The organism is Myxococcales bacterium, assembly GCA_016712525.1.
Classification (GTDB): domain Bacteria; phylum Myxococcota_A; class Polyangia; order Polyangiales; family Polyangiaceae; genus JAAFHV01.
On record JADJQX010000007.1, the window covers coordinates 2,724,030 to 2,750,594 of the forward strand.

Consider the following 26,565-nt stretch of genomic DNA (forward strand, 5'->3'; position numbering starts at 1 on the left):
GCTGCGATGAGCGGCGTACTCTTCGAGCTCGAGCTCTTCGGGGGCGGCGTCGAGAAGCGCTACCGGCGCATGCGCCCCGAGGTCGAGGCCATGCCCTGGGGCACGATCGACACACGCGGGATCTCCGAGGAGGACCTCGTCGCGGCGAGGCGCGCGTGGACGGGCGCGGCCTTCCAGGAGCACAGGACCGGCATCGCCTGCGCGGCGACCCTCCGCGCGCTCATCGAGTGCCGCGCGCCACTCGATCTCATCGCCCTCGGCTCACGCTTCCCTCTCGACGAAATGGTGCACGTCGAGCTTTGCGCGCGCATGGCGATGGAGCTCGGCGGAGGAACCGAGATCCAACACGACCCCGACCTCATGGTGCTCGACGCGAAGGAGGGCACGCCGCCTCTGCTCCGGGCTGCCGAGCTCGTCGTGCGGTTCTTCTGCGTGGGCGAGGCGCTCTCGATCCCGCTCCTCCGCGGGACCTGGCACGCGGCGAAACACCCGCTCCCGAAGGCCGTGCTCGGGCGCATCGTGAAGGACGAGGCGGCGCACGGGACGTTCGGCTTCGCGTTCCTCGATTGGGCGGCGCCCATGCTCGGCGAGGACGACCTCGCTCACCTCGCGCGCCACGCGAGGCTCGCCGTCGACGCCATCCACGACCAGTGGAAGGACATCGAGAAGCGACCTCGCCGCACCGAGACCGCGGGCGACGCGCTCGCCTGGATGGAGTCCGGTGCGTACTTGCAGCTTGCACGCAAATCGATGGAGACGAAGGTGCTCGCCCCGCTCCGCGAGCGTGGGATCGATCCCATGGCGGCGCGGGCCTGAATCGGCCCTCCCATCCTCTCCGAGGAACCGCGGATGCCTCGAGGCGCGAGAGCGTCGAAACCCGAACGATCTCGAGCCTCCTCACGAAGGACCTCTGTAGCGCGATGTACGATAGCCGGGGATGGAGTGGGGGTGGAAACGAGTCCCACGGGAAAACGTCACCTCACGTGCCTTTTTCACGTGCGATGCTTCGACCATGAGACACGGCCTCGCTCGCGCCCTCCTCGGTCCGTCGTCGTTCGTGCTCGCGTGCGCCCTCACCGTCGCGCCGGAGCGCGCCCACGCCGAAGACGCGCCACCCGCGCCGAAGACCCTCAAGCTGCCCGTCTGCGGCGCGACCGAGGCGCTCGGGGTACGCCCCGACGGGACGTACGCCTGCCGCACGCTGCCCACGATCCCGAGCCCGCTCCCGGCCGACTGTTCGCTCGGGCCCGGCGACGACGACGGCGCCTTGACGTGCGTGCCTCGAGGCACGGGCCAGACCGACCCGTACTACCTCGTCCGCAAAGACGCGATCGTGCGTTGGCTCGACGCGGGCGGCGCCGCGCGCACGATCGCCGAGCTCCCGAAGCCGCAGCGGACCTTCGAGTGCGGGGCGTTCACCAAGGTCTCCCCCGACGTTTTCCGCTGCGAGACGGCGCCCTCGAAAGAAGGCGTTCCGGCCCTGCCCACGCCCAAATGTGGCCCAGGCCAGACCGTGACGTTCAACGCGCAACGCGAGCTCCGGTGCATGGATCTCCCCTCCGGGCGCGTCGCGCTCCCGTGCTCCGACTTCGCCTCGGGGCAGACGAGCCACGACGGCGTCACCATCGAGTGCGGCCCACGCAACGCCGGCGCGGTCGACGAGGGCCTGCTCGCGCGCACGCTCGACTACGTGTACCGGGTCGTCGAGGGCAAACCACCTCGCGAGCTGGCACGGCCCCTCAAGGCGTCGCTCCGCACGGGGCGCATCCCGATGTGCGGCGACGCCCAGACCCTCGTATGGCGCGACGGGGCGCTCACGTGCGCCACGCAGGGCGCGGCCGCCATCACGCGCACCGACGCGACGATCCTGAAGGGGATCCTCGAGCGCGTCATCGCGAGGCTCCAGCGAAGCGCCCCGGTCGTCGATCCGTTCTTGCCCCCCGCGAAGCTCGGCGACAGCCCGGCGGTGCTCTTCCTCGAGAAGCGCTGAAAGCACCCCTCAAAAAAGGAAGCCTATCCGGAGGAGATCCACCGTGGGCACGGTGGCGTACCCGAACGTCTTCGCCACGTCCTCGGCGGCCGACCGCACCTCCGTGGGTGTGCCGTCCGGGAGCGAGTCGACGTACGACTTCTTGATGGGGACCTGCACGCCCGCGTCGAGCCCGACGGTGAGCCCCGAGCGGAGCGTCCACAAGAAGCCGACGCGAGGGTTCACGAAGTAGGTCTCGGCCGTCGCCGTCTCCGTGAGCGTGCCCAAGATGGGCAGCTCCGCGGTGGCCCGCGCGTGCATGCGTTGGTAGCCGGCGCGGAGGCCGATGAAGAACGCCCCTTGGAACGGGAAGACACGGAGGTCTCCAGCCACGCCCCAGAACGAGCCCTCGAGCGGCCCGACCTTGAGGCTCGGCATGAACCCGACCTCCGCGCCGAGGCCGAGCGTGCGCTCGATCTTCACGAGGGCCTCGAGGGAGAACGGGCGCGGGAAGCCGAGGCCGAGGAGCGCCCCCACCCGCACGTGATCCTGGTCCTCCCACTCCTCCTCGTGCGCCCCTTCTTCGGTCGTCGTGCGCGGCGGAGGCACCACGGTGACCCCACCTCCGGGCGGTGGCCCCTCGGGCTCGACGTGCGCCGACGCGCGGTGCGTGAACGACATCCCCAAAACGACCAGGACCGAGACCAACGACACGACCTTGGAGAGACGAGCCTTCATCACGTGCACCTCGCTTCGTATGGGGCGAGCGCGCGCGATTTCGATCACACAAACACTGAGATTTATTGAACAATTCTCTCGAATGCGCACGCACCACCGCGCACCCAAGGGGGCGAGTTCACGGTGAGGAGAGCTCGGACGGAGAGAACGTCACGAGCTCGCGAACGACGCGGGACTTGGTGCTCCCGGGCTCGACCGAGCGCAGGACCACGAAGAGCCTCAGGGCGCGTGTCCCGGGGGGTATGCCGGTCGTGACGAGCTCGCCGCGGGCGAACGCCAGCTTGGCCTCGCGGGTCGACTCACGGCCGAAGAGCCCCGCGATCTGCCACGTCGTGCCCCACTCCGATTGGGAGCGCGGTGCGCGAGGGAGCCAGCTCCTTTCGCCGGTGTCGCGCTCGATCTCGACCGCGACGTCGGGCATCTCCGGACCGACGCGGGCGGCGAACGTGGGGTAGCAGGCGAACGGGTAGCTCTGGGTCTCGCCACGGACGCCTTGAACGAGCGCCATCACGAAGAGCCACCCGCCCACGACGAGGCCCGGGAGGGTGCGGCGCGACACCGCCCTTCGGCGCCCGAGGGCCCGCGCCCGAGGAAAAACGAGGCACCCATAGCAGGCCCACAGGCTCGTGAACGTGATGAAGAAGAAGACGCGCGTGGCCTGGTGGAAAAGGAGCCCTACGAGGGCGAGCGGCCTTCGCGCGCGAGGTACGGCGCCGAGCACGAAGAACGAGAGCTCGAAGGCGACCACGAGCCCCGCGCCCGCTTCCACGAGCCCGGGCACGCGGTCGACGCGGAGCGCCGGGGCAACGCCCCACTCGGCCCACTTCCACCACATCTGGTTCCGGACGTTGTCGCTCGTGACCCAGGCGAGGCCCGAGGTGGCGAGCTTCCAGAAGCCCGGGAAGAAGTACACGACCCCGAGGAGCGCGCGGGCCGACGCGAGCGCGATCTCGGCCGGAGCCGACGGCCGCTTCGGCCCCGCGAGGGCCCGGAACGAGAGCCCGCGCGCGAAGGCGCGATCGACCGACAGCGCCTCGCCGGAGGGCGCGACCGCGAGCACCGCGAGCATCCACACGAGGTGCATGTCGTGGACGACCTCCCCGGTGAGCTGCGCGACGCCGAACAGCACGAGGGCCGCGAGCGTGAGCACGGAGAGCGAGAGGCGCGTGTAGAGGCCGACCAAGGCGAGCCCTCCGCTCGCATAGAAAAGGACCCGGAGAGCGTCGACCGCGCTCGGCGAAAGAGGCACGTGTGCGAGCTCCGAGAGCCACCCCGGGTAGAACCGAAGCGCCGAGGGCGCACGGGCGATCGCGCACGCCATTTCGGGCTCGGGCGACGCGAGCGTCACCCCGACGACGCAGATCCGAAAGAGCGCGAGGTGGAGGGGGCGCGCCGAGACCTTCATGCGCGTCCGTGCTCGCCGTGTCGCGTCCGCCGTGGGGTCACGAGCAAAACCTCCGGAGCCGATCCTACCCGCCTCGGACGCGTGCAGACGACCAAAGTCCGAGCGCATGCGGCGGAGCCACGAGGAGGCCGACGACGCTCGTGACGCACGCGCGTGAAAGTCGGGGTATGGTCGCGCGCATGCGTCGCCTCACGAGCCTCCTCGCGATCGTGTCCTTGGCCCCTGCAGCGCTTGCTCTCGGCGCGTGCGGAGGGCACGAGCGCATCGTCGTCTCTCCGGAGCCCCCCCGCGATCTCGAGAGCCGCGCCGAGGCCGAAGCACGCTCGAGCGCCAAAGAGGGCGAGCGCGTGGGCGACACGCTCCGAGGTGTGGCCCACCGCGACGACGCCTCGACGGACTGGCGCATCCAGCTCGACGAAGGGCAGTGTTACTGGTTCGGCTACGCGGGCGACGCGGGGGTCCAGAGGTTCTCGATGTACATCTGGGATCCGAAGGACAAGCGCCTCGACAGCGCGCGCGGAAAACCGCCGCAGGGCATCTTCACCCACTGCGCCGAGACGAGCGGCATCTATCGCCTCCAGGGCAAGGTCTCCGAAGGTGCCGGGCACTACGCCGTGGTCGTCTACAAGACCAAGGGGGTCGAGAAGAAGCCCGAGCCCGAGAAGAAGCCCGAGCCCACGAGCGATCTCGCGGCGACCATCGAGAAGAAGGCAGCGCAGGCCGCCGCGGGGGCCAAGCGCTCCGGCGATTTCGTCGAGGGCACGGCCGAGACGACCGAGCTCTACACCGCGATGGAAGCGGGCAAGTGCTACTGGATCATCGCCGCGGGGGAGCCCGGCAAGGTGAAGAAGCTCTTTCTTTATCTGTGGGACCCGAAGTCGAAGCGGGTCACCGAGAACAAGAGCGACTCCGAGACCACCATGGTCGGCCACTGCGCCAAGGAGAGCGGCATGTACAAATACCAGCTCAAGGTCGACAGCGGCTCGGGCCCCTACAAGGCCGCGATCTACGTGAAATAAAGGCTCGTGCGCGGGGCGACCGTTCGATCCCGCACGGATTGCGTGACCGAAGCGTCACACGATCGACACGAAGGCGGCGAGCGCGCGCCACGCGGAGTGCGCATACGTAAGGTCTATGAGCATCGAGACCCACACCCGCTCGGCCGCTCGGTCCTCCGAGTTCTCGCTCTCCCTCCGCGCCCGCGACGCCAAGACGTCCGCGGCGATCGCCTTCGCGGCAGCGCTGCCGGCGGCCTTCCTCGCGTTTCAGTGGCACGCGCTCGCCGTCCTCCCCGTCGTGGCCGTGCTCTTCGGCGCGCGCTCGGTCCGCAGGCTCGTCGTCATCGCGGCGGAGCACACGCGCGTGACGCACGACCACGACGACCACGCCACCTCGCACTGACCTCGCGGGCCTCTACGCTCGCCCGATGACCGACCTTTGTCCTCGGTCACGCTGATTTAGTTCGCGCGGAAGACCTCGACCGCTCGCCCGTGCCCGTCGAAGGCGCAGTGCCCCGCGCCCGCCACGACCTTGGTGTCGACCGGGAACCCGAGGCCCGCGAAGTGGGGCGCGGCCTTCTCGATGTCGGCCTTCAAGAAGTCCTGGTCGCCGTAGGTGAAGAACATCGTGGTGCCCGCGCGTCTCTCGGGGCTCGTCGTGTCCCAGGCGAACGCCTTCGTGGGCCGCTCCCCACCGCAGTTGAGCGCGTAGACGCCGGGGTACGCGTCGCCGTACTTGCGTACGAACTGCGACGTGAGGAAGATCGAGCCGCCCGAGGAGCCATAATAGTAGGCGTTCCCGAGCGTGACGTCGTAGGCCGCGCGGACGGCGTCGAGCACCGCCTTGAGCACGTCGGCGTTGAGGCCGTCGGTGTCGGGGACCTCGGGCGCCGTATCGGAGCAGTCGGTCTGGGTAGGGACCTGCCACCACCGGCAGCCGTTGGGGGCCTTGACCGAGAGCACGAGGGCGTGACGCTCGTCGGCGAACGGGAGGAGCGCGCGCATGGCGCTGCCGCTGTTGTGGGCCGCGGCGCCGTCGCCGTGGAGGTACGCGACCACACGGAAGGGGCCCGCGCCCGCGGTGGGCTCGGCGAGCTTGACCTCGGCGCCCGCGATCGTGAGCGTGCAGAACGCCCGCCCCCGGAGAGCTCGCCGCGGCTCGCGCACACGACCCCACCCGAGCCCTTCGTGCTCCCGACAGGGCCTCGGGCGTCGAGGGCCGCACCGTCGAGCGAGGTCTCCTCGCCCGTGCCGGCGTCGAGAGGGGGATCGACCGGGGGAGATCCCGCGTCGCCCGGGGTCGCGGACGAGCCGGAGCACGCGGACGACGACAGCGCGCCCCCCACGAGCGAGACGAAGACTCCGAGCGACAAGGACCTGAAGGAAGACGCGGGGTTCCGCATGACCCGCACTCTATCACGCGACAGCGCGGAACTTCGGCCGCGCGCGATGGTCCGTGCCCTACCTGCGAGGAGCGACGATGCCCGAGCCTGCCGTTTCGCCGACGTTCGTCACCAAAGCCCCTCGAGAAGCGCTCGCGCTGGCCCTGTCCGTGGCCTTCGGCACGCTCGCTTCGGTGCTCGCCCACGTCACGCGGATGGCCCGCGTCGATCCGGCCCAAGTGGCGTTCACCGTGGTGCTCGCGGCCGCCTCTGCGTTTCCCCTCACGTACGCCGCGAGCCGCATCCACGACGCGTCTCGCCTGCGAAGCTCGCTCGTCGGGCCCTTCGCCCTGACGGTCGCCATGGGGGCGTCGCTCGGCACGGTGAGCCAGGCGTTCCTCGCGCTCCACCTCGATCCCTGGGAGAAGCTCTGGGTCTTCGATGTCCCGCTCGGCTCGGACCGTGGCGCGTGGCTGGTCTTCGGTGCGCTCGCGGGCGCGGTGGGCGCGGTGTTCGGGTTCGCGCTCTTGGCCGTCGGGCTCCGAACCGTGCAGCGCTCGGCGGCCGTGCTCGACGCGGAGGAGCGGCTCGGGATCCCGGCGCTCGGCGCGGCGAGCGTGGCGAGCGCCCTCTGGATGGCCATGCTCGACCCCGAGGAGCTCGTCCCTGCCGCTGCGATCGCGGGTCTCGGGCTCGGCTCACTCACGGTGCTCGCCCTCAGGGACCGCGCGCGGCGAGGCTTCGTGACCCGCGTGTTCGAAGGGCGAGAGCCCGGTGTCGAGCTGTCGTGCCTCGCGACCCCGGAGGAGCGAGCGGCCCTGCCTCCGATCGCCGACATCGGGTTCGGCGACCGGGTCGTGGTCGAGAAGGTCGAGCGCGCGAGCTACCGCACCGCCGCTCGAGGGCGCGCCGTCGTGCTCGTCGCCGAGACTCTCGAGGAGACCCTCGTCCCCCTCGCCGCTCGCGAGAGGCTCTTTGCACGGGCCGCCGTCGCGACGTTCGCGCTCGTGGGCCTACGGCTCGTCACCCTCGCGTTCGTTCTTCGATGACCGGGAAACGGTGCGTTCACCCGCGCCGAACAGTCGAAACCGGGAACGGGGCGAGGACATGGCACGTCGAGCGACCTCGCGAGCGGGCGGTCCGAAGTCGATTTCTCGAGGAAAATCAGGACCTTCGAAAAATAGTCGTGGGGCGCCGGTAACCGACGCGGCGCTTCCTGCGTAGCGGCAGGCCATGCCGAGCCTCGCCACCCGCACGTACCGGTCGATTCCGACACCACGGCCGTGGGCACGCCCTTGCGCCGATGACCGAAGTGATGCGAGCGTGTCGCGGCCCGAGGCCGTCTCCCTCCTCGGGGCGAGGACCATGACCACTGCTCCCCCCGAAGCCCTCGCGGTCGTCGAGACCGCGCTCCGCATGCTCGACCTGGTGCCGGCCGAGGTGCTCGTGTCGAAGCCCGACGCGCTGCCCTCGTGGTCCATGAAACGCGGGAGCGCAAAGGTGGTGGTCGGGCTCGTCGCGCGTGAGGCGCTCGGGACCGAAGGGGTGCACCTGCGTGTCGTCGCGCCGATCGTCGTGTTCGCCGAGGACACGCGCGAGGCGCTCTTCTTACGGCTGCTCCAGCTCAACGCGGCGGGCCTCTCGTGGTGCGCGTTCGGCATCCTCGGCGACAGCGTCGTGGTCGTGGCCGAGCGGCCCACCGAGAACCTCGAGCCCGAAGAGGTCGTGCAGACCATCCGCCAAGTCGCGGCCGTGGCCGACACCTTCGACGATCGGCTCGTGGCCGAGTTCGGCGGGAAGCGCTCGTGCGACTTCTGACACATTTTCCTTCGTCAAAACGAAGACTTACGGCACACGGACTGGCCCTCGTGTGCGGCGTCGGGTCGACGCTCGCCGTGCGCCCGGCGCTCGCGGTGGAGCCCGAGGTCACGAGCGACACGGCCGCGCAGTTCTACGAGGTGACGAGCCCCGACGGGACGCGTGTGCTCACGCGCCGCAGGTTCACGAGCACCCTCGGCGTCGGCGCCCTCGACCTCCTCTCGAAGGACAAGGTGCGCGAGCAGAACCCGCTCGCTCCGGATCTCGTGTTCCGCGCGCGCGTCCGCTTCGACTCGGACTACGGCGCCCTCGCCGCGGAAGAGGATCCCTCCCTCGCGAGCTCGGTCGTCCCTGGATTTTCCCGCGGGCGGCTCGATCTCATGTACGCGTACGTCGAGGGGCGGCGCTTCGCGAACGGCGTCCTCGGGTTCAAGCTCGGGCGTCAATACGTGACCGACGTGCTCGGCTGGTGGTCGTTCGACGGCGCCACGGTGCGCGCGACGACGCCCTTTTTCATGGCCGTCGAGGCGTACGGAGGCCTCGAGCAACGCGGCGGCATGCCGCTGTCGACGCCGCGCTTCGAACGCGACGGTGTGCTCCGCGGGAGCCGCATCGGCTACGACCCGACGACCTGGGCGGCGTACCAACCGAGCTCGCTCGCGCCCGCGTTCGGCGCGGCCCTCGAGTCCCAAGGCGTGTCGTTCCTCCACTCGCGCCTCACGTACCGCCGCGTCTACAACACGGGCGAGAGCAACGTCTCCATGTTCCAGCCCGGCCTCCGGAGCTCCGCCCTCTACGACGGCACGCGGGTCTCGTCGGAGCGCATCGGGTATGCGTTCGACGGGAGCCTGCCGAGCGTGGGTGGGCTGCGAGGCGGCCTCGCGTACGATCTCTACGTCGCGAAGTTCAGCCAGCTTTACCTCTCGACGGACGTCTACGCGACGCAGAAGCTCACGCTCAGCGCCGACTTCGACCACTTCCGCCCCACGTTCGACGCCGACAGCATCTGGAACCTGTTCGTGACGGGCCCGACGAACGATCTCGGCGCGCGCTTCGCGTACCAAGCGTCCGATTCGTTCGGCGTCTCGGGCGGGGGCCACGTGCGCATGTTCGAGAACGCGACCGGCCCCGAAGAAGATACGCGCGGGAAGAGCCCCCTCGCCGACGCGAACCAGTACGCGGCCAGCCCGCTCTACTTGAACGGCGGCGGCAACGTCGCGGCCAAGTACCGGTACACGCGCGGCAACGTCACCGTGCGCGGCGCGGCCGACGGCGGCGGCACCGGGGGTCGCGCGGGCGGCGACGTCTACGCCGATCACACCTTCCAGAAGCGCTACCTCGTGTCCGCCAGGGTCGGCGCGTGGGCCTGGAAAGACTCGCTCCGGCCCGACCGCAGCGCCACGAGCCTCGGCTACGTGCTCGGTGCAGGATACATCTTTTCGCCGCGCTCCCAGGCGCTCGTCGAATTCGAGCACGACATGAACCGCATCGTCGGCAACCGCTTCCGCCTCATGCTCTGGCTCAGCCTCGCGGTGAACAAATGAGCCGCGCAAACGCCCCGTTCCTGTCGCTCACCCTGTTGCTCGTCGTCGGCGTTTTGTCGGCGCTGTCGCTCGCGTTCGCCGATACGAGCGCCCCCTCTGCGGCCGACGCCGGAGCACCCCTGGCGGCTGCCGCAGCTCCCGCGTCGAGCCCTCCCCAAGGCGAGCTCGGCTCGGGGCGCGCGCCGCTCCCGGGCGGGGCAAAAGTGCCTGGAAAATGGCTCCCCGATGGCGCTTTCGACCCCGACACGGGGCCGAGCCAAGCCATCTACCCGCCGCAGTCGCTGACGCTCCGGTTCAACCACAAGCTCCACCAGACGAAGGTGGGGATGAAGTGCCAGAGCTGCCACAAGGCCGCCCTCACGAGCCAATCCGCTCAAGACCACCTCGTCCCGACGGGCCAGACCTGCGACGACTGCCACGGCACGAGCCATGACGACCTCGCGGCCGTGAAGCCGGGCGACGACGCCTCGGGCCAGTGCGCGTTCTGCCACGTGGGGTACCAGCCGAAGGACGGAAACCGCGTCGCGAAGCTCGTCTTGCCGCGCGCGAACATGATCTTCAACCACAAGAAACACGCCGACCGGAACATCAACTGCCGGCAGTGCCACGGCGAGGTGCAGGAGCTCGAGCTCGCGACACGCGATCAGCTCCCGCGTATGCGCGGCTGTTTCGGATGCCATCAGTATCCGGATTCGGCGGCGCGTGGGCTCGCCAAGGGGAGCTGCGAGACGTGCCACATCTCGGGGGCGGGCGCCGGCGGCACCAAGATGAAGGTCGCGTTCGCGTCGGGAACGCTCGTCCCTCCGCGGTGGATGCACAACGCCGCGCACGGGCCGGACTTCATCCAGCGCCACAAAATGGTGGCCGCGAACGACTCTCAGTTCTGCGCGAACTGCCACAAAGAAGACTTCTGCACCTCGTGCCACGACGGCCAGGTGCGGCCGCGCAGCATCCACCCGAACGACTACATTTCCATGCACCCGGTCGAGGCGCGCCTCGCCATGCAGAAGTGCCAGAGCTGCCACCGCGAGCAGAGCTTCTGCCTCCAGTGCCACCAGCGCCTCGGCATCACCATGAGCGGCCCGAGCGACGCGCGGAACGCCGGCCGCTTCCACCCGCCGAAGACCATCTGGAGCGACCCCCCGCGGAACCCCGGTCATCACGCACAAGAGGCGCGGCGCAACCTGAACGCGTGCGTCTCGTGCCACGTCGAGCGCGACTGCGTCGTGTGCCACGGCGCGACCGGCGTGGGCGGCGGGTTCAACCCGCACCCAGGAGGCTTCACGGCCTCGTGCGCCACGCAGATGTCGCGAAACCCCCGCCCGTGTTTCGTCTGCCACTCCCCCGGCGACGCCAGCCTGAGCCAGTGCAAATGAAGCGCCCTCCTCACGACGAGCCCATGGCCTCGGCCACGAACGCCCCCGACGCGGAGGGCAGCGGCGGCTATTTGTTGCAAGAAGCGCGGGGGGGGCGATATAGCCTTCCCCCCCGGGACTGTCCCGAGGGACAGAAGGAGGCCCCCCGTGAAAGAGCTCGTCCGGTATCTCTTGGAGAATCTCTACCTGGATTTCCAGGGGGAGATCTCGCTCGACCAAGTCCGGCAGTTCTTGAGGGGCGACGACAGCAAGGAGGCGAAGGCGCTCCTTCAGAAGCTCATCGAGGACAAGGGCGTGGACGACCTCTTGATCGCGCTGGCCGACGTGCTGAAGGAGCACCTCCGCACGGGCATCAACGAGCAGGTCATGAAGCAGGAGCTCCAGAACTACAGCGACAGCTGAGGCCGAAGGGCCTTCGCGCGCTCGGTGCGGCCACCCTCGTGGCCGTGCTCGCAGGGGCCGCGCTGGGAGCCGCGTGCGACGCCGGAACGTTCCGCGTCGACCCGGCGACCCAGCAAGCGGCCCCGCTCCGTTTGTTGGGCGCGAACGTCGGTACGAACGTGAAGCTCCCTGCGAACGGGGTGATCCAGCTCGCGTTCGACCGCTACCTCTTGCCGGGCACCGAGACGCGGCAATCCGCGGTCCTCACGCCGGTAGGCGGCGGGAGCGTGACGCCGGCGATCGTCACCTACGATCCGGTCACGCGCGTCGTGACCCTCGCGAGCCCGAACGGCGAGGGGTCACCGTGGCTCGCGAAAGACCAGTCGTACAAGCTCACGCTGCCCGTTCCGACCGAAGAAAACCCGGGGTTCGGCCTGCGCGCGATCGACGGCGCGCCCCTTGCGGAGCCGGTCACGATCCAGTTCGTGGTCGGAGATCCGAGCCCGAAGAGCTTGGCGCCGCCCCGGGTGTCGTTCTGCGACGACGTCGCCCCGCTCCTCGAGAAGAAGTGCGGAGGAAACACCTGCCACGGGGGCTCGGCGAGCGCCGCGGCCGGCCTCGTCCTCACGACGGGCGTGGGGCTCGGCGCGACGGCGTTCCGCGTGGCCCAAGGCGCCAACACGGGCGGCGCCGCGCAGGCGGGCTCGGGCGCCTCCCCGAACGATCCGCGGCGGCCGTTCGGCATCGACATGCCCATCATCAGCCCGAAAAACCCCGGGCAGAGCTGGCTCCTCTACAAGGTACTCCTCGCACCTCTCCCTACCGTGGACGTGCCGCCGACCCCGTTCGTCTGCGAAGCCACCACGCGCCCGCCTCTCGCGGGCTTCACGCTGCCCGCGAACGCGACCCCGGCCCCCTCGGACAGCGAGCTCGCTGTCCTGCGCGACCACGTCCTCGGGGTCGAGATGCCCTTCCCGGCCCCCGGGTTCGTCCCCCCGAACGACGCCAATCGCCCGCTCACGTTCGACGAACGAGAGACCTTGAGCCTCTGGATCGCCCAAGGGGCGAGCGTCTTCAGCTGTGGGGCATGCTCCCCGAAGGTCGACGGCGACGGCGGGGTCGACGCGGCCTCGGACGCCCAAGCGCCCGACGCGAGCCCCGACGCCCAGCCGTCCGACGCGGGCGCCGACTGAGCGTGAGCGGCTGCCGCGAGCGCCTTGGCTAGGAAAAAGGCGACGACTCCTCGCGGCCCCTGAGCCCCCCCGATTTCGCACGCCATTTCGCGCGGGAAGCCCCCTTTCGCGCAGGTCGTGCGCGACGGGTGCACGGGGCTCGGCATCGGTGGTAAGAATCCCTCCCGAACCCTTCCAGGAGCAAGAAAGACATGTCCCTCGTTCAGAAGCCCGCGCCCGACTTCAAGGCCATGGCCGTCCTCGCCGACGGTACCGAGAAAGCCATCTCGCTCTCGGACTACAAGGGCAAGTACGTGGTGCTCTTCTTCTACCCGCTCGACTTCACCTTCGTCTGCCCGACCGAGATCCTCGCGTTCTCGAACCACATCGAAGAGTTCAAGAAGCGCAACGTCGAGGTGCTCGGCGTGTCGGTCGACTCGGAGCACACGCACCGCGCGTGGCGCAACACCAAGGTCGAGGACGGCGGCATCGGCCCCATCAAGTACCCGCTCGTCGCGGACCTCAACAAGGACATCGCCCGTAACTTCGGCGTGCTCCTCGACGGCGGCGTCGCCCTCCGCGGCACGTTCCTCATCGACAAGAACGGCACCGTCCGCCAAGAGACGGTGAACGACCTCCCGCTCGGCCGCTCGGTCGAAGAGACCCTCCGCCTCGTCGACGCGCTCCAGTTCACCGAGGAGCACGGCGAGGTCTGCCCGGCTGGCTGGCAGAAGGGCAAAGCCTCGATGAAGGCCGACGCGGCCGGCGTCGCGGCGTACCTGAAGGAGAACGCCGCGAAGCTCTGAGAGCGCGCGTCGTGGATCGCAGAAGAGGGTGTGGCCCAGCAAGCCTTGGGCCCGCCCTCTTCGGCGTTTCGAGGGGAAAAAGCCGGCGATTTGTGCGGCCGCGCGGACCGTGGTCTACTTCGGTGCATGAAGTCGAGCCGTCTCGTCGGTCTCCTCGGGCTCTCCGCCATCGTCCTCTCGTCGTCGACGGCGTTCGCCCTCGCCGACACGTTCGCGGCCGAGGCCGCCAAGAAGGGTGACACGAAGCCTAAAGGCTCGGGCGAGACCGTGAAGCTCGACGACACCGCCGCCAAAGAGAAGCGCGCGGCCGCGGGCTACGCCTACAGCGACAAGGGTCCGAAGCGCGCGTCGGCAGGGCCGCGGGTCGTCCGCACGGGGCCGCACGCGTCGTTCCCTTCGTTCCGTGAGACCGAGGGCGGTGGCTCGCGCATCGTCGTGCACCTCTCGGCGAGCGTTCCCGTCGAGGAGCGCAAGGCCGCGGGGAGCGTCACGTACATCTTGAAGGGCGCGCACGTGTCGCGCTGGAACGACACCAACTCGCTCGTGACGGTGCACTTCAACACGCCGGTCGTCCAGGCGCGCCTCGTGCCGCACGGGGCCGATCTCCACCTCGTCATCGCGCTCCGGGGCGGCTCCGCGCCGACGTTCAAGGTCGAGGCGGCTCCTCAGGGCACGGCCGGGGCGACCCTCGCCGTCGATTTCCCCAAGGGCGACTACGTCCCCACCGAGCGCGCGACCGACACGAAGGCCTTGCCCAAGGCCACGACGGCGCCGGGAGCCTCGCCCGCTCCCACGCCGGCACCTGCCCCCGCGCCGGCACCTGCCCCCGCCAAAGCCGAGCCCGCGACCACCCCACCCGCCGGCGACAAAAAAGCCGGCTACTGAGCCGACCTCGCTCGAACGCCCACGTCGGGATGCGCCGCCTCGGAGATCCGGGGCGGCTTTTTCGTGGGGCGACGGCGCGTGTGGGAAATTCTATGTGAAGGTCGCCTGGTGGATCGTCGATCCGGCCCCATGCCGCCGAGGCACCAGGGACTTCTATAAGTGCGTAAATACTGAAGATTCCAGGTTTTCCACAATCGTCCGGGAAAAGGGGAAATCGCGTGCATAGCGCATGGATGGCCCGGCTCGTGCAATACCCCGAAGCAACACCAACCCCGTTCTTCGGAGGTCCACCATGAGCCCTGTTATCGACCGTCACGCGCTCTCCGCCCACGTCCTCGTCACCCTCGCCCGCGCGGCGAGCAAAGGGCGCACCCTCACGGTGGACGACGTCTCGCAGGAGCTCGAGGTGCGGCGCGCCGACGTACGCTCGGTGATCTCGCAGCTCCACGCCGAGGGCCACGTCGACGCGCTGAGGCTCCGCCCGACGCTCTCGGGCCTCGCCCTCGCGCGGGTGTTCGCCAAGTCGAAGGTGAAGGCCGTGCGGGCCGAGGAGCCCGCGGTGAAGCAGGCTCCGCGCGCCGCCTGAGGCGCTACCTCACCCAGGCGTTCCGGGTGAAGTTGCCCCGACCGGTGCCCCAGAGAATGCAGTTCTCCTGCGCGCTGTCGACGCCGTAGACCTGCACCTCGGCGGCGCCGTCGGGGTCCTTGAGGGAGACGAGGATCTCGGGTTTGCCGTCTCCGTCGACGTCGGCGATCGTGGGCACCGCCATCGAGCCGCGGCCGGGGAGCTTCACCTCGTGGAGCTTCTGCCCCGTCGCCGAGAGCACCACGAGCGAGAGGCTCTTTCCGGCCGCTCCGTACGTCGCGAAGACGACCTCGGGAGAGCCGTCTCCGGAGAGATCGGCGAGCGCGACCCCTGCCGTGAACGTGGCGCGGTCGGTGGTGAAGGGCGTCGCCCAGAGCTCCTTTTTTCCGGCCGTGACAGCGTGGATCTTGCCGTCGAAGCCGGCGAAGACGATCTCCTTGCCCTTCTCGCCCGGGTTGATGTCTCCAATGGCGACTTGGTTCGTCTCGGCGACCAGGTTGCCCCCGATGTCGACGAGGCCGCCGAGGTACTCAGGCACGTGGAACGGGGTCTCCCAGCCCGGCGCGCGTGACGCGTTCGCGTGGACCACCCAGAGGCCCACGCCGAGCTCGCGGCGGCTCTGCGCGGCATTCTGGACGCTGCCGAGCATGACGATGTCGAGCGTGCCGTCCTCGTCGACGTCCGCGATGGCCGGCGCGGTGTTGGTGAAGTGGGCCTGGAGCGCCGTGGCTTCGTTGTCGGCGTAGCCGGCGTGGGCCTCGGCGAGGTCGTGGAGGTAGCGGACCCCGGGGCTCTTCTTTTTGTCCTCGAAGGCGGGATCGCAGTCGAACGCCTCGCCAGTACCCTTGTGGAAGCTCGCGTACGCGTTGTCCATGGGGACGACCACGTCTTGTTTTCCGTCGCCGTCGAGGTCGGCGATCGCGAGGTTCTGATCGAAGGCGCCCGCGAGGTAGCAGGGGCTCGGTGCGTTGCGGCCCGTGCATCCGCTCGCGCCCGCGGCGTTCGGGGGGAACCCCGTGACGGGCTTGCCGTCCCCTTTCCACGCGGCCACGACGTCGGCCGGGGAGCCGCGGCCCGTCGACGCGACGATGTCGGCCTTGCCGTCGCCGTCGAGGTCCCCTGCCGCGAGCGCGCGCATCTCGTCCGTGAAGGAGACCGGAAAGCCTTGCACCGGCGCGCCTGCGGCGTCGAACACGAAGACCTTGTCACGCGCGGCGACCGCGATCTCGAGCTTCGTGTCGCCCGCGAGGTTCGCGATCACCGCGCTCGACCAGATGCGGCCTCCGCCGGCGCGCGCGGTCCATTTCTGGGTGCCGTCGGCCGCGTAGACGACGACGTCGGAGTTGCGCGTGACGACGATCTCCTTTTTTCCGTCGCCGTCGAGGTCGACCACGGCGGGAGAGCCGAGCCAACCGCTCTCTCCGTCGGCCGAGAGCGAGAGCTTCACTTGGGGGACGGCGACCGTCGCGCTGCCCCCCGTGCCTGGCCGGCACGACGCCTTGGGCGGCTCGGTGCCCCCTCCTCCGCCTCCATCGTCTCCGCCCCCGCCACCCCCGCCGCCACCTCCGCCGCCGCCCCCCTCGCCGCCTGCGCCTCCGTCGGTCGCAGCGTCCGGGTCCCCACCACAGCCCGGCGCGACCAGCGCCACGGACGCGAGCGTCGAGAACAACACGGCGGGAATCAAGGTCGTACGAAGGGCTCGGATCGCCATGAGCCAAGCCTACATGCGGACCGCGGCGACGTCCCGTCGGGAGGGCGCGATGCGCATGTAGTCGAAGGTACGCGCGCTCTCGGGGACGGAAAAAGGACGGCATCCCAAGCGGTGGCGTGAAAGATTCGTGTGCCCCGCGCGAGAGCCCGGGCAGCCGAGGAGACGCCATGCACTTTTCGTCGATGCCCATCGCCCCGGGTGGGGAGGGACTCTCGGGGCACACGGGCGCGTTTCAACGCGATCGTCTGGGGACGCTGCGCCTGCTCACGGCGTCGGCGGCTCGCATCGAGCGCCTGCGCGCCGCCGTGCCCGTGGTGCGTGTGTGCGTCGCGAACGATCCGGAGGTGGTCGCCGAGGTGCTCGTCGACAAGGCCAAGTCGTTCGCGAAGTCGGACATGCTGCGGTTCTCCTTGTGGAACCTCGCCGGCGAGGGCCTCTTCACGTCCAACGGCGATCTCTGGAAGCGCCAGCGGAAGCTCATGGCGCCGCTCTTCACGCCGAAGGCGCTCTCGGCCTACGCCGACGCGATGGTCGAGTGCGCCGAGCGCACGTGCGCGACGTGGCGGGACGGCGACACGATCTCGCTCGCCCACGAGACGACGCGCCTCACGATGGGGGTCGCCGGGCGCACGCTCTTCGACGTGGACACGTTCGACGAGTCGGACGCGCTCTCGGAGGCGCTCACGGTGGCGCTCGATTGGACCGGCACGGTCATCGGCCGACCGAGCGCGATCCTGCACGTGCTCGCGAAGCGCGCGATGGAAGAGGCCGGGGAGCGCGTACCGCCGGCGCTGCGCCCGCTCACGTCGGCCGCGGCAAAGGCGTTTCAAGGGCCCGTAGCCCTGGTCAGCAAAGACGATCGCGCGTTCGGGCGCGCCATTCGCACCCTCGACGAGTACGTTCAGCGCATGATCGAGGATCGCCGGAGCGCCCGCGAAAAACCGAAGGACCTCCTCACGCGGCTGCTCGAGACGCGCGACGACGAGACCGGCGAGGCGATGAGCGATCGCCAGATCCGCGACGAGGTGCTCACGCTCTTCGTGGCCGGCCACGAGACCACCGCGACGGGCCTCGCCTGGACGTTGTACCTCGCGTCGAAGAACCCCGAGGTCCTCGAGGCGATGCGCCGCGAAGCCGACGCGGTGGGCCTTCGGCCGACGATGGACGATCTCCCTCGCCTCGACATGTGCCTGCGCGCGTTCAAGGAGGCGCTCCGCCTCTATCCGCCGGTGTACATGTTCGGCCGCGACTCGACGGAAGAGGTCACCGTGGGCGGGTACGAGCTCCCGAAGCGAACGAACGTGCTCGTCTCGCCGTGGGCCATCCACCACTCGCCGCACGTCTGGCCCGACCCGGAGCGCTTCGATCCCGACAGGTTCTTGCCCGCCAACGAGGCGGCGCGCTCCCGCCACGCGTACCTGCCGTTCGGCGCGGGCCCACGGGTCTGTTTGGGCAATCATTTCGCATACATGGAGGCACAGCTCGCGCTCGCGGTGCTGCTGCGGAGGTTCGACTTCGAGCGCCTCGCGGACGACGAGCCCGAGCCCTCGGCGACGCTCCGCCCGAAGCACGGCGTGCGCATGCGTGTGCGCGCGCGCCGTTGAGCTATGCCTTCGAGGCAAGCAACGGTCGACCGTGCAGCCCACGCTCCTACCTCGTCGGGCGCGTCGGAGACGTGCACGTGAACGACGGCTCCCTTAGGATCCTGTCTTCATGAAGCCGGGGACCTTGCTCGCCGATCGGTACCGGATCGAGGGCCCGCTCGGGTCCGGGGGGATGGGACAGGTGTGGGTCGCCGTGCACGAGGGCCTCGGGCAGCGCGTGGCCCTGAAGCTCCTGAAGAGCACCGAGGGTCCCGGCGCGGTCGAGAGGTTCCGGCGCGAGGCGCAGATCTTGGCGCGGCTCCGCGGCGAGCACGTGGCGCGCGCCACCGATTTCGGCTCGCTCCCGAGCGGCGAGCTCTACCTCGTGCTCGAGCACCTCGTCGGGCAAGACCTGGCGCGCGTGCTCCGCGGAGGGCCTCTCCCGGTGCCGGTCGGCGTCGGATACGCGCTTCAGGTCTGCGAGGCGCTCTCCGAGGCGCACGCCGCGGGCCTCGTCCACCGCGACATCAAGCCGCCGAACCTCTTTTTGACCACGCGACCCGACGGCACCTCCATCGTCAAGGTGCTCGACTTCGGGATCGCGCGGGAGGTGCGCGGTCCGAGCGCGGCGCGCGAAGAGATCACGACGACCGGGATGGTGGTGGCGACCGTGAGCTACGCCTCCCCGGAGCAGCTCGTCTCGAGCAAACATGTCACCGCCGCGACCGACCAGTTCTCCCTCGCGGCGACGCTCTACGAGATGATCACGGGAGCTCGCGCCTTCCCCGGCGAGACGCACGTAGCCATGGCGGCCGTGCTCTCGGGCCACGCGCCGAACCTCCGCGAGAGGGTCCCCGAGGCTCCGGAGGGGCTCGCCGAGGTCGTCGCGCGCGCGCTCGCGAAGAGACCCGAGGACAGGTTCCCGAGCATCGCGGCCTTCGCGAGGGCCTTGGCCCCGTTCGCTCCCGCCGAGCTCCAGGTCCACGCGGAGCGTGCGTCACGCGCGTTGAACGAGGCGAGCGAGCGACCGAGCCTCTCCGCGCGCGCGTCTCCCCCGCCCTCGTCCGAAGCCCTCGGCTCATCCTTGCAGAATGCACCTACGCTCGAGGCGCACGAGCCCTCTCTCGGTGAGGGCTCGTCGCGTCCCGGGTTCGGAGGCGCGAGCGCGCCTCCACGGCCTCCCCTCGAACGGAGCGAGGCTGCGCCGATGCCGTCGACCCCGGCCGCGTTCGCAGAAGCTCCGAACGCGAGCCCAGCGTCCCCGGGCCCGTCGCGCGTCGTGTACGTAGCGGGGGCTCTGCTCACGGGGCTCGTCGTGCTGCTCGCCGCGCGCAAGGCCCTCACGCGCGCTGCACCGACCGAGGCCGCCGAGGCCGTCGTCCCGCCTCCGCCACCTCCCGCACCGGCCACCACCAAAGCTCCTCCCGAAATGGACCCGATCGTGCCCGAGCCGTCCGTGCCCGTGTACGTCGCGGCCTTCGACGCGGCGCCTCCGGCCCCGAGCCCGAGCCTTCGCCCGGCCTGGTGCTCGGGCCCGAACGCGAAGCGCGACGCGAGGTACAAGTCGACCTGCATGGTCTTGATCTCGCCCCTCGAGGCAGCCATCAGGGACGCCAACTGGCCGATGGCCAAATCGCTCTTGCTGCCCCGCATGTCGAGCTTGGGCTGCGGCGACCTGCAGACTCTCAAGACCGCGTGCCGCGAGACGGGAGACCCATGCGCCAAGGCCGCGGGCCAACTTCGACTGGACAAGGGCTGCGTGCACTGAGCATCGTCACGCAAAGAGCGCGGGAAGCACGGTGCCGCTCGGGCCGCGCACGACGTGCTCGAAGGCGCGCTCGTTGTCCGGTGGGTCGAGGTTCACGAGCCACGTCTCGGCGCCCATGTCGCGCGCGCGGAGGACGAGCTCCGACGCCGGAGAGACGCGCCCCGACGTGCCCACGGCCAAGAAGACGAAGCGCGTGCCAGCCGACGCGTGCACGAACGCCTCGATGCGCGCGAGATCGCGAGGGTCGAGCCGCTCGCCGAACCAGACGATGTGGGGGCGGAGGAGCGCCGTCTCCCCACGCGCGGCGCAGCGGGCGCACCCGGGGAGCGAGCCGGGCTCGTACACGGTGTCGTCGTCGAAGGGCGGGCGATCGCAGCGCGAGCACCGCGTCTTCCAGAGGGTGCCGTGCATCTCGACGACACGTCGACTTCCGGCGCGGCTGTGGAGGCCGTCGACGTTCTGGGTCGCGAGGAGGAACCTGTCCCCGAGGCGCTCCTCGAGCGCGGCGAGCGCGACGTGCCCCGGGTTCGGGCTGACGGCGCGCGCGGCCTCACGGCGTTCGGAGTAGAAGCGCCACACGAGCGCGGGATCTTCGACGAAGCCGCGGGGCGAGGCGACCTTCTCGATCGGGTGGTTTTCCCACAGGCCGTCGGCGCCGCGGAACGTGGGGATGCCGCTCTCGGCCGAGATGCCAGCGCCGGTGAGCACGAGCACGCGGGTGCGGTCGTCGAGGACGATCGTCTTCATGTGCTCTTAGATAAAGTACACATAACCCTTGTCAAGGCGACGCTGACTTTTATTGCCCGGGCTTCGACGCCTCGACCACCACCGGCAGGGAGACGGTCTGCCCTCCGAACGCGGCGACGAACGTCTCCGGGGTCTCGTCGCTCGTCCGAAGGTTGAAGATGGGCGCCGTCGTGGGCTCCGGGAAGGTCGAGAGGAGCGGCTCGCTCTTCGTGGCGAGGTAGCGCGCCCCCGTGTAGTACGCCTGGCCTCGTGCGTCGCGCGCGACGAGGGCGAACGCGGGGTACGACGAGCGCTCGAGCACGATGGGCCCCTTCTGGAGCTCGCCCGCGGCGCGACGGCCCGCGTAGCGATAGACCTCGAGCGACACGTGCGCAGCCTCGGGGTTCGTGACGACGACGGGGAGCGCCGCGCGGAGCGGCCCGAGCGTGATCCCGACCTCGCCCGTGCCAGGCGCCTTCGCTTCGAACCTGCGAGACACGGCGCTCGTCGACTCGCTCGGGACGACCGCCATCGCCCCGGTGGCCGCGTACACCTCGGCGTCGAGATCGTGGGCGAGCTTCTCTCCGGACTGCGAGCGGACCTCGGCGCCGACGTTGACGAGGAGGCCGGGCGTGAGGCCGAGCGTGCCCTCGGCGTCGTGGGGGCGAACGTCGGGCACGACGACCAGCGACGCGGGCGTCTTGGCGGTGAGGGTGAACGAGTCGGTGAGCTGCGTGCTCCCATCGCGCCCCTTGATGCGGAGCGTGAGCGAGCCTTCGCGGCGCGCGACGATGCCAAGGCCCGACGACGAAGGCACGATCTCGCAGGCCCCGTCGTCGCAGGTGGCCTCGTCGATCACGAGCGCGTTCGGATCGACGTCGACACATCCCTTGATGCAGATGTGAACGCCCTGGTTCGGGCGGGTGACCCTCACGGGCGCCGGCACCCCGACGGCGAGGGGCTCGTCGGGCGGAGAGAACTCGAGGAGGCCGCTCGCGCCGTTGCCGGCGGTGTCTTTCACGGCGCACCCCGCGACGGCGGAGAGAGAGAGAGCGACGAACGAACAGAGGCGAAGAGAAGCGCGCATGGCGGCGCTTTTAGCAACGACCGTTCCAGAAACCAGCCGCATCTATCCCACGGATTTCATTCACATTTGACCGACGCCGTAGCCGGCGGTTCACGCAGGATCCGTCAGAAGCCCTTCTTGGTGTAGGCGCCCTTGATGCCCTTCGCGGCGAGGAGCTTCGCGCGCGCGTCGGCGGCCTTCGCGTCGGTGAAGCGACCGCCGAGCACGACCTCGAAGCAGCACGCGAGCCCGACGAAGGCGCGGCTGTCGGTGCGCTCGGCGTCCGAGATCCCGGCCTTCGTGAGCTTCTCGAAGAGGGCCCCGGCGCCCTCGTCGGCGCGCGCAGGGTCGTCCATCGGGAAGGCGCCCGCGACCACGAGGAACGGCCTGTCGTCGCGGACACGAGGGACGTCCTTCTTGGCGACCTCGCCCGCGAGCAAGACCTTCTCACGCGCGCCCTCGAAGTCGGGGGCGCCCATCGACGAGCCAACCACGGTGGGGGTGCTCGTGAGCCGGAGCTCCGGGATAGTGACCTCGGGGCCGTCTCCGCCGCCCGTGCGGGCCTTCCGCGTGCGACCGGTGAAGCGCCCGGTCACGTCGGCGGTGGCCCAGTCGGCGAGGGTCACCGGCTCTCCGCCGTCGTCGTGGAGATCGATCCAGGTCGCCCCGCCCTCTTGCGCGACCGTCTGGATGCAGGGGGGCGGGCACGTGCACGAAGGTCCGCAGTGCCACACGCGGAGGCCCGCGATCTCGACCGCGCCGGCGGCGGCTCGCGCGACGCGGTTCTCGACGAACGACTTCTTGGGGTCTTCGGCGGGCACGTCTCTCGCGGAGCCCTCGACCTTGCCGCGGACCTCGGGCTTGGCGACGGAGGGTGCGCCCATGGGATCGGCCTTCGGCGCGCTCGCGCTCGCGCCCGGCGACGAAGACGTCACCGGCGGGGCGGCGTCCTCGTGCTTCGTGTCGGCCTTCGGGCGGCACCCCGACGCGAGCGAGCCGAGCGCGAGCACGACGACGAGCCAAGCTCGCGCGAGGCTCATTCGGCCACGACCACCCGGTTTCGGCCCGCGCGTTTGGCGGCGTAGAGGGCCTTGTCGGCGCGCTCGTAGAGGCGCTCGGCCGAGTCTTGGGTGGTGCCGTCGAGGCTCGCGCAGCCGAGGCTCACCGTGGCGCCGAAGGTCTCGTCTTTGATGAGGAACGACGCGGCCTCGACCGCGATGCGCACCTTCTCGGCGACGACCTTGGCGCCGAGCAGATCGACCTCGGGGAGCAAGATGCCGAACTCTTCGCCGCCGACGCGGCCGAAGATGTCGTGCTCGCGGATGCGTGGGCGCACGAGGCCCGCGAGCTGACGGAGCACCGAGTCTCCGGCGACGTGCCCGTAGGTGTCGTTGATCTTCTTGAAGTGGTCGATGTCGAAGAGGAGGAGCGACAGCGGGCGTTTGTACCTTTGGGCGCGAGCGGCCTCGCGAGGGAGGGCCTCCGTGAAGGCGCGCTTGTTGTGCGCCTGCGTGAGCGCGTCGGTCATCATGAGGCGGTAGATCTCTTCGTGGTACCGGGCCTCGACGTCGTCGCCCGTCATGTACTTGAGGATGCTGCGGCCGATCTTGATCTGGACGCCGTTCTCGAGGGCGCTCTCTTTCACGGACACGTCGTTCACGAAGGTGCCGTTCGTGGAGCCGAGGTCCTCGATGTGGTGACGACCGTCGCGCTTGAAGATACGCGAGTGTTTGCGGCTCACGCTCTCTTGCGCGATGCAGAGCTCGGCGGGCTCGACGCGCCCGATGACGATCGGGTCGTCGTGCAGCTCCACGCGCCGGCCCATGTCGGGCCCGTAGAGAATGACCAAGAACGCGCTGCCCGCGGGCAGCTCGGGGAGCGAGGTTCGGCCCGCCCGCGAGAACGGGGTCTTCAACGTGGACAGCTTGTCACGCACCTCGAAAGAGTACGGGGAACCTCGGTCGCGCGAAACGAAAACCCGCGAATGCGAGCCCGGATTAGGCCGTCAGGAGAAAACCCTCGCCCTCGACGAGCCCCTCGTTCACGAGGCGCTCACGCACCATGTCACGCGCCGAGCGCGACACTTGGAGAGCCTCACCCAGGGCGCGCTGCTCGGACGCGAGCGCCCGCGATCCCCGCGCGCGAAGGCGCACGAGCACGAGCGCCCCCGAAGGCCGCTCCGCGGGCCCAACGATCGGCACTTTTTCGAGCAAGTTCCCTACTTTACGAGGGTCTACGTCGACGAACGCGCGGGGCACGAGCCCCTCTCCGCGGAGGGCCTTGGCGAGCCCTTTGCCGGCGTCTCCCGCGCCCCACACGACGAACCCTCCGGGCCGCGCGCGGAGGAGCGGCGCGAGGTGGTGCGCTCGGGCCGCGACGAGGGCGCGCTCGTCGCATCGTGCGTCGTTCGTCGTGACGCGGCGCGGGTGGTCGTGCCATGCGAAGAGCACCCGAGGCACCTTGGCGAGCCCGTACCCTGCCGCGGCGAGGCGCAGGAAGAGATCGTAGTCCTCGGGCCACGGGGCCTCGCGATAGCCCCCGACGCCCTCGAGCGCGCTCCTCCTGAGCACCGTCGCCGGGTGGCACAGCGGCGACTCGACGAACCTGGCGAGGGCGTGCGACGCCGGATCGACGAGGGCGTTCTGCCACGCGACGTATGCCGAAAACCCTGGAGAAGGCTCGTCCGAGACCAGCTCGACCTGCGACGCCGCGGCCCCGAGCGAAGGGTCTCGCGCGAGGAGCTCGGCGCACGCGGCGATGCGCCCGGGGGACGAGACGTCGTCGGCGTCCATACGTGCGACCAGCTCTCCCTTGGACTCGCGCATCCCGAGGGCGAGCGCGCCGGCGACACCGAGGCCCGGCGTGCGGACGAGCCGAACCCGAGGGTCTCCGAGCGCGAGCACACGCGCCGACGTCGCATCGGTCGAGCCGTCGTCGACGACCACGACCTCGTCCACGCACGCCTCGGCGAGGACCGACGACAGCGCGCGGACCACGGTGGACGAAGCGTCACGCGCGGGGAGCACGCACGAGATCATCGCTGGCTCAGCGCGCCATGACCTCGGCGAACCGGAGCGCAGCGCGCACCGCGTCCTCCGAGAGGCCGGAGCGAACGGCGAGCTCGGCGACCGTGGGCTTACGACCGAGCTCCTTCGCGAGGGCGCGCGCGGCCGGGAGCACGAGCGCGAGATCGTCCTTCGGGGAGCGCACGTCGTGGGCGTCGACGACGGTGCGCCCCTCGGCCTCGAGCGCCGAGACCAAGACCTCGACCTCGTCGGCCGAGACCGCCACCGTGCCGATCGCCTCGGCCACACGATCGAGCGACAAAAGGCGAGCGCCCGGCTCTCGGGTCTCCTCGAGCAAAGCGTGGAGGACGAGCGTGAGGGCCGGGCGCATGAGAGGCTCCGATCGAGACCCATGCACGATGCACGGGCCTCGAGGTGGGGCTCAGATCGTGACTTCCTTGAGCTGGATGCGCGCCCTGTCGGCGACGCCGAGCCCGAGCTCCCCGGCCGTCTTGATGTAGACGGGGGCGCGTTTGTCGTCGGTGAGGGTCTTGAGACCGAGCTCGGCGCGGTACTTCTCGACGACCTCCCAGCCGATCATGTCGAGGGCGACCGGGTCGGTCGAGGCGTACACGGCCTCGTGCGGCTTCACGTGCTGCGGCATCTTCCAGAGCGGACCGCCGTTCGCCATGACCTTGTAGCCGTCGAGGATCGAGAGGCGCACGCGGGACTTGATGACGTCCTGGGCGTACATGAGCGCGATCTGCGGGCTCGCGTTGTGCACGTGGAAATCGTGCGGGTTGATGCTGCACCCGTGGGTCATGTTCTTGAGGGCGCCGGTGAACCCGCAGATGCTGTGGTCCTTCACGAGGGCGAAGTTGAACGCCGCCGTGGCCTCGGTGAGCGGACGCACGAACTTGGTGCGCGTGCCGGTGCCCGGGATGAGGCGCTCGGGCATGTTGACCATGGCCGGGTTCTCTTTGTCGCCGTCGGGGCCTTTGATTTTGCCGTTCTGGTGGATGGCGACCTGCACGCCCGCGGGCAGGCTCTGCGGCGTGATGCGCGTGCCGGCGAGGAAGCCCGAGTACTGCTCGAGCACCGTGATTTGGTTCGCGGGCACGCCGGCCGCGATGAGCGCCTCGATGAACGGGAGCACGAGCTCCTTGTTGGTGCCCATGTTCTCGCGCGCGATGCCGTTCACCTTGACGAGGACCTTGTCCTTCGGGTGAACGAACTCTTTCACGGAGGCGACGAGGTCGGGCTTGCCCGTGAGCTCGGTCATGACCCGCGTGAGCATGGCCTTCGCGTCCTCGGGCTTCGGGTAGAGCTGGTTCGCCTGGAGGCTGTCCTTCTTGACGACCTTCACGACCTTGCCCGGCGCCTGGAACGGACGGAACCCGTCGGGGGGGACGGCGGCGAGGCTCGGGGCCTCGTTCGCGCCTCCGGCGGCCTCGGCGCTCTTCTCGAGGAGGAGCGGGATCGCCATGGCGCCAGCCGCGGCGAGGAACGTGCGACGCGTGGCCGCGCCGGCCTCCGGCGTGAGGGACTCTTCGATACGGGCGGTCTCGGAAGGCTCGTCGATGCGCATGGGGGCCTCGTGCGGGCGCGCGGCGCGTGGGGGCCGCGGCGGGTTTCCCCCATCTCTA

The 26,565-nt window shown here is 70.0% G+C and carries 26 protein-coding genes; 15 read left to right on the forward strand and 11 right to left on the reverse strand.

All coding sequences use genetic code 11. The features are described from left to right. Positions 1 to 6 precede the first annotated feature (6 nt). Complete coding sequence (locus IPK71_28555) at positions 7 to 816, forward strand: hypothetical protein (GenBank protein ID MBK8217696.1); 810 nt, start codon at positions 7 to 9, stop codon at positions 814 to 816. Positions 817 to 1,012: 196 nt separating this feature from the next. Continuing rightward, positions 1,013 to 1,990, forward strand: a complete 978-nt coding sequence (locus tag IPK71_28560; GenBank protein MBK8217697.1) for a hypothetical protein — start codon at positions 1,013 to 1,015, stop codon at positions 1,988 to 1,990. A 9-nt stretch (positions 1,991 to 1,999) separates the two neighbouring features. Here the strand turns inward: IPK71_28560 and IPK71_28565 are convergent, their stop codons facing one another. Next, a complete protein-coding gene (locus tag IPK71_28565) occupies positions 2,000 to 2,707 on the reverse strand; it encodes a hypothetical protein (GenBank protein MBK8217698.1) in 708 nt (235 codons plus the stop codon). 118 nt (positions 2,708 to 2,825) lie between these two features. Next, positions 2,826 to 4,112, reverse strand: coding sequence for a hypothetical protein (locus IPK71_28570; protein ID MBK8217699.1), 1,287 nt, complete (start codon positions 4,110 to 4,112; stop codon positions 2,826 to 2,828). Positions 4,113 to 4,291: 179 nt separating this feature from the next. Here IPK71_28570 and IPK71_28575 point away from each other — a divergent pair, with 179 nt between their 5' ends. Together IPK71_28575 and IPK71_28580 are read left to right on the forward strand one after the other, a co-directional pair. Continuing rightward, positions 4,292 to 5,131, forward strand: a complete 840-nt coding sequence (locus IPK71_28575) for a hypothetical protein (GenBank protein ID MBK8217700.1) — start codon at positions 4,292 to 4,294, stop codon at positions 5,129 to 5,131. A gap of 115 nt (positions 5,132 to 5,246) precedes the next feature. Beyond that, positions 5,247 to 5,513, forward strand: a complete 267-nt coding sequence (locus IPK71_28580) for a hypothetical protein (protein MBK8217701.1) — start codon at positions 5,247 to 5,249, stop codon at positions 5,511 to 5,513. A gap of 56 nt (positions 5,514 to 5,569) precedes the next feature. On the opposite strand, the gene IPK71_28585 is transcribed toward IPK71_28580, so the two are convergent. Continuing rightward, positions 5,570 to 6,277, reverse strand: coding sequence for a hypothetical protein (locus tag IPK71_28585; GenBank protein ID MBK8217702.1), 708 nt, complete (start codon positions 6,275 to 6,277; stop codon positions 5,570 to 5,572). A 313-nt stretch (positions 6,278 to 6,590) separates the two neighbouring features. On the opposite strand from IPK71_28585, the gene IPK71_28590 reads away from it, so the two are divergent. The 9 genes from IPK71_28590 (at position 6,591) to IPK71_28630 (ending at position 15,060) form a co-directional block, all read left to right on the forward strand. After that, positions 6,591 to 7,541, forward strand: a complete 951-nt coding sequence (locus IPK71_28590; GenBank protein MBK8217703.1) for a hypothetical protein — start codon at positions 6,591 to 6,593, stop codon at positions 7,539 to 7,541. Positions 7,542 to 7,857: 316 nt separating this feature from the next. Then, positions 7,858 to 8,310 (forward strand): YbjN domain-containing protein, encoded by a 453-nt coding sequence (locus tag IPK71_28595; protein MBK8217704.1) that lies wholly within the window; start codon positions 7,858 to 7,860, stop codon positions 8,308 to 8,310. A gap of 50 nt (positions 8,311 to 8,360) precedes the next feature. Continuing rightward, entirely contained in the window at positions 8,361 to 9,854 is a 1,494-nt protein-coding gene (locus IPK71_28600) for a hypothetical protein (GenBank protein MBK8217705.1), read from the forward strand. Continuing rightward, positions 9,851 to 11,230, forward strand: coding sequence for a cytochrome c family protein (locus tag IPK71_28605; GenBank protein ID MBK8217706.1), 1,380 nt, complete (start codon positions 9,851 to 9,853; stop codon positions 11,228 to 11,230). The genes IPK71_28600 and IPK71_28605 overlap by 4 nt, the downstream gene beginning before the upstream one ends. 147 nt (positions 11,231 to 11,377) lie before the next feature. After that, complete coding sequence (locus IPK71_28610) at positions 11,378 to 11,632, forward strand: hypothetical protein (protein ID MBK8217707.1); 255 nt, start codon at positions 11,378 to 11,380, stop codon at positions 11,630 to 11,632. A 44-nt stretch (positions 11,633 to 11,676) separates the two neighbouring features. Beyond that, positions 11,677 to 12,804 carry a hypothetical protein gene (locus IPK71_28615; protein ID MBK8217708.1) on the forward strand — a complete coding sequence of 376 codons (1,128 nt, stop codon included), beginning with the start codon at positions 11,677 to 11,679 and terminating at the stop codon, positions 12,802 to 12,804. Between the two features lie 191 nt (positions 12,805 to 12,995). Further along, positions 12,996 to 13,589: a peroxiredoxin gene (locus IPK71_28620; protein MBK8217709.1), complete on the forward strand. Its 594-nt coding sequence runs from the start codon at positions 12,996 to 12,998 to the stop codon at positions 13,587 to 13,589. Positions 13,590 to 13,715: 126 nt separating this feature from the next. Further along, positions 13,716 to 14,474, forward strand: a complete 759-nt coding sequence (locus tag IPK71_28625) for a hypothetical protein (GenBank protein ID MBK8217710.1) — start codon at positions 13,716 to 13,718, stop codon at positions 14,472 to 14,474. A gap of 292 nt (positions 14,475 to 14,766) precedes the next feature. Continuing rightward, positions 14,767 to 15,060, forward strand: coding sequence for a hypothetical protein (locus IPK71_28630; protein MBK8217711.1), 294 nt, complete (start codon positions 14,767 to 14,769; stop codon positions 15,058 to 15,060). 4 nt (positions 15,061 to 15,064) lie between these two features. Here IPK71_28630 and IPK71_28635 read toward each other — a convergent pair whose 3' ends face one another. Further along, entirely contained in the window at positions 15,065 to 16,771 is a 1,707-nt protein-coding gene (locus IPK71_28635; protein MBK8217712.1) for a VCBS repeat-containing protein, read from the reverse strand. A gap of 167 nt (positions 16,772 to 16,938) precedes the next feature. On the opposite strand from IPK71_28635, the gene IPK71_28640 reads away from it, so the two are divergent. Together IPK71_28640 and IPK71_28645 are read left to right on the forward strand one after the other, a co-directional pair. After that, on the forward strand, positions 16,939 to 18,375 hold the full coding sequence (locus IPK71_28640; protein ID MBK8217713.1) for a cytochrome P450: 1,437 nt from the start codon (positions 16,939 to 16,941) through the stop codon (positions 18,373 to 18,375). Positions 18,376 to 18,484: 109 nt separating this feature from the next. Beyond that, positions 18,485 to 20,122, forward strand: a complete 1,638-nt coding sequence (locus tag IPK71_28645) for a protein kinase (GenBank protein MBK8217714.1) — start codon at positions 18,485 to 18,487, stop codon at positions 20,120 to 20,122. A gap of 6 nt (positions 20,123 to 20,128) precedes the next feature. On the opposite strand, the gene IPK71_28650 is transcribed toward IPK71_28645, so the two are convergent. The 7 genes from IPK71_28650 to IPK71_28680 all read right to left on the reverse strand — a co-directional run bounded on the left by IPK71_28650 (position 20,129) and on the right by IPK71_28680 (position 26,507). After that, positions 20,129 to 20,869 (reverse strand): NAD-dependent deacylase, encoded by a 741-nt coding sequence (locus IPK71_28650; protein ID MBK8217715.1) that lies wholly within the window; start codon positions 20,867 to 20,869, stop codon positions 20,129 to 20,131. A 49-nt stretch (positions 20,870 to 20,918) separates the two neighbouring features. Continuing rightward, the gene (locus IPK71_28655; GenBank protein MBK8217716.1) at positions 20,919 to 21,935 is read right to left on the reverse strand and encodes a hypothetical protein; all 1,017 of its coding nucleotides are present in this window, start codon (positions 21,933 to 21,935) and stop codon (positions 20,919 to 20,921) included. Between the two features lie 104 nt (positions 21,936 to 22,039). Then, a complete protein-coding gene (locus tag IPK71_28660) occupies positions 22,040 to 22,954 on the reverse strand; it encodes a hypothetical protein (GenBank protein ID MBK8217717.1) in 915 nt (304 codons plus the stop codon). After that, positions 22,951 to 23,850, reverse strand: a complete 900-nt coding sequence (locus tag IPK71_28665; GenBank protein ID MBK8217718.1) for a diguanylate cyclase — start codon at positions 23,848 to 23,850, stop codon at positions 22,951 to 22,953. Before IPK71_28665 ends, IPK71_28660 begins: the two co-directional genes overlap by 4 nt. Positions 23,851 to 23,911: 61 nt before the next feature. After that, positions 23,912 to 24,952, reverse strand: coding sequence for a glycosyltransferase (locus IPK71_28670; GenBank protein MBK8217719.1), 1,041 nt, complete (start codon positions 24,950 to 24,952; stop codon positions 23,912 to 23,914). A gap of 7 nt (positions 24,953 to 24,959) precedes the next feature. Continuing rightward, positions 24,960 to 25,310: a hypothetical protein gene (locus tag IPK71_28675; protein MBK8217720.1), complete on the reverse strand. Its 351-nt coding sequence runs from the start codon at positions 25,308 to 25,310 to the stop codon at positions 24,960 to 24,962. A gap of 51 nt (positions 25,311 to 25,361) precedes the next feature. Then, positions 25,362 to 26,507 (reverse strand): DUF362 domain-containing protein, encoded by a 1,146-nt coding sequence (locus IPK71_28680; GenBank protein MBK8217721.1) that lies wholly within the window; start codon positions 26,505 to 26,507, stop codon positions 25,362 to 25,364. Between the last annotated feature and the right edge of the window lie 58 nt (positions 26,508 to 26,565).

Bases quoted from the DNA above. Each gene is read 5' to 3' on its own strand.
- IPK71_28555 (MBK8217696.1), top strand. From the start codon at position 7: ATGAGCGGCGTACTCTTCGAGCTCGAGCTCTTCGGGGGCGGCGTCGAG.
- IPK71_28560 (MBK8217697.1), top strand. From the start codon at position 1,013: ATGAGACACGGCCTCGCTCGCGCCCTCCTCGGTCCGTCGTCGTTCGTG.
- IPK71_28565 (MBK8217698.1), bottom strand. From the start codon at position 2,707: ATGAAGGCTCGTCTCTCCAAGGTCGTGTCGTTGGTCTCGGTCCTGGTC.
- IPK71_28570 (MBK8217699.1), bottom strand. From the start codon at position 4,112: ATGAAGGTCTCGGCGCGCCCCCTCCACCTCGCGCTCTTTCGGATCTGC.
- IPK71_28575 (MBK8217700.1), top strand. From the start codon at position 4,292: ATGCGTCGCCTCACGAGCCTCCTCGCGATCGTGTCCTTGGCCCCTGCA.
- IPK71_28580 (MBK8217701.1), top strand. From the start codon at position 5,247: ATGAGCATCGAGACCCACACCCGCTCGGCCGCTCGGTCCTCCGAGTTC.
- IPK71_28590 (MBK8217703.1), top strand. From the start codon at position 6,591: ATGCCCGAGCCTGCCGTTTCGCCGACGTTCGTCACCAAAGCCCCTCGA.
- IPK71_28595 (MBK8217704.1), top strand. From the start codon at position 7,858: ATGACCACTGCTCCCCCCGAAGCCCTCGCGGTCGTCGAGACCGCGCTC.
- IPK71_28605 (MBK8217706.1), top strand. From the start codon at position 9,851: ATGAGCCGCGCAAACGCCCCGTTCCTGTCGCTCACCCTGTTGCTCGTC.
- IPK71_28620 (MBK8217709.1), top strand. From the start codon at position 12,996: ATGTCCCTCGTTCAGAAGCCCGCGCCCGACTTCAAGGCCATGGCCGTC.
- IPK71_28625 (MBK8217710.1), top strand. From the start codon at position 13,716: ATGAAGTCGAGCCGTCTCGTCGGTCTCCTCGGGCTCTCCGCCATCGTC.
- IPK71_28630 (MBK8217711.1), top strand. From the start codon at position 14,767: ATGAGCCCTGTTATCGACCGTCACGCGCTCTCCGCCCACGTCCTCGTC.
- IPK71_28635 (MBK8217712.1), bottom strand. From the start codon at position 16,771: ATGGCGATCCGAGCCCTTCGTACGACCTTGATTCCCGCCGTGTTGTTC.
- IPK71_28640 (MBK8217713.1), top strand. From the start codon at position 16,939: ATGCACTTTTCGTCGATGCCCATCGCCCCGGGTGGGGAGGGACTCTCG.
- IPK71_28645 (MBK8217714.1), top strand. From the start codon at position 18,485: ATGAAGCCGGGGACCTTGCTCGCCGATCGGTACCGGATCGAGGGCCCG.
- IPK71_28650 (MBK8217715.1), bottom strand. From the start codon at position 20,869: ATGAAGACGATCGTCCTCGACGACCGCACCCGCGTGCTCGTGCTCACC.
- IPK71_28655 (MBK8217716.1), bottom strand. From the start codon at position 21,935: ATGCGCGCTTCTCTTCGCCTCTGTTCGTTCGTCGCTCTCTCTCTCTCC.
- IPK71_28660 (MBK8217717.1), bottom strand. From the start codon at position 22,954: ATGAGCCTCGCGCGAGCTTGGCTCGTCGTCGTGCTCGCGCTCGGCTCG.
- IPK71_28670 (MBK8217719.1), bottom strand. From the start codon at position 24,952: ATGATCTCGTGCGTGCTCCCCGCGCGTGACGCTTCGTCCACCGTGGTC.
- IPK71_28675 (MBK8217720.1), bottom strand. From the start codon at position 25,310: ATGCGCCCGGCCCTCACGCTCGTCCTCCACGCTTTGCTCGAGGAGACC.
- IPK71_28680 (MBK8217721.1), bottom strand. From the start codon at position 26,507: ATGCGCATCGACGAGCCTTCCGAGACCGCCCGTATCGAAGAGTCCCTC.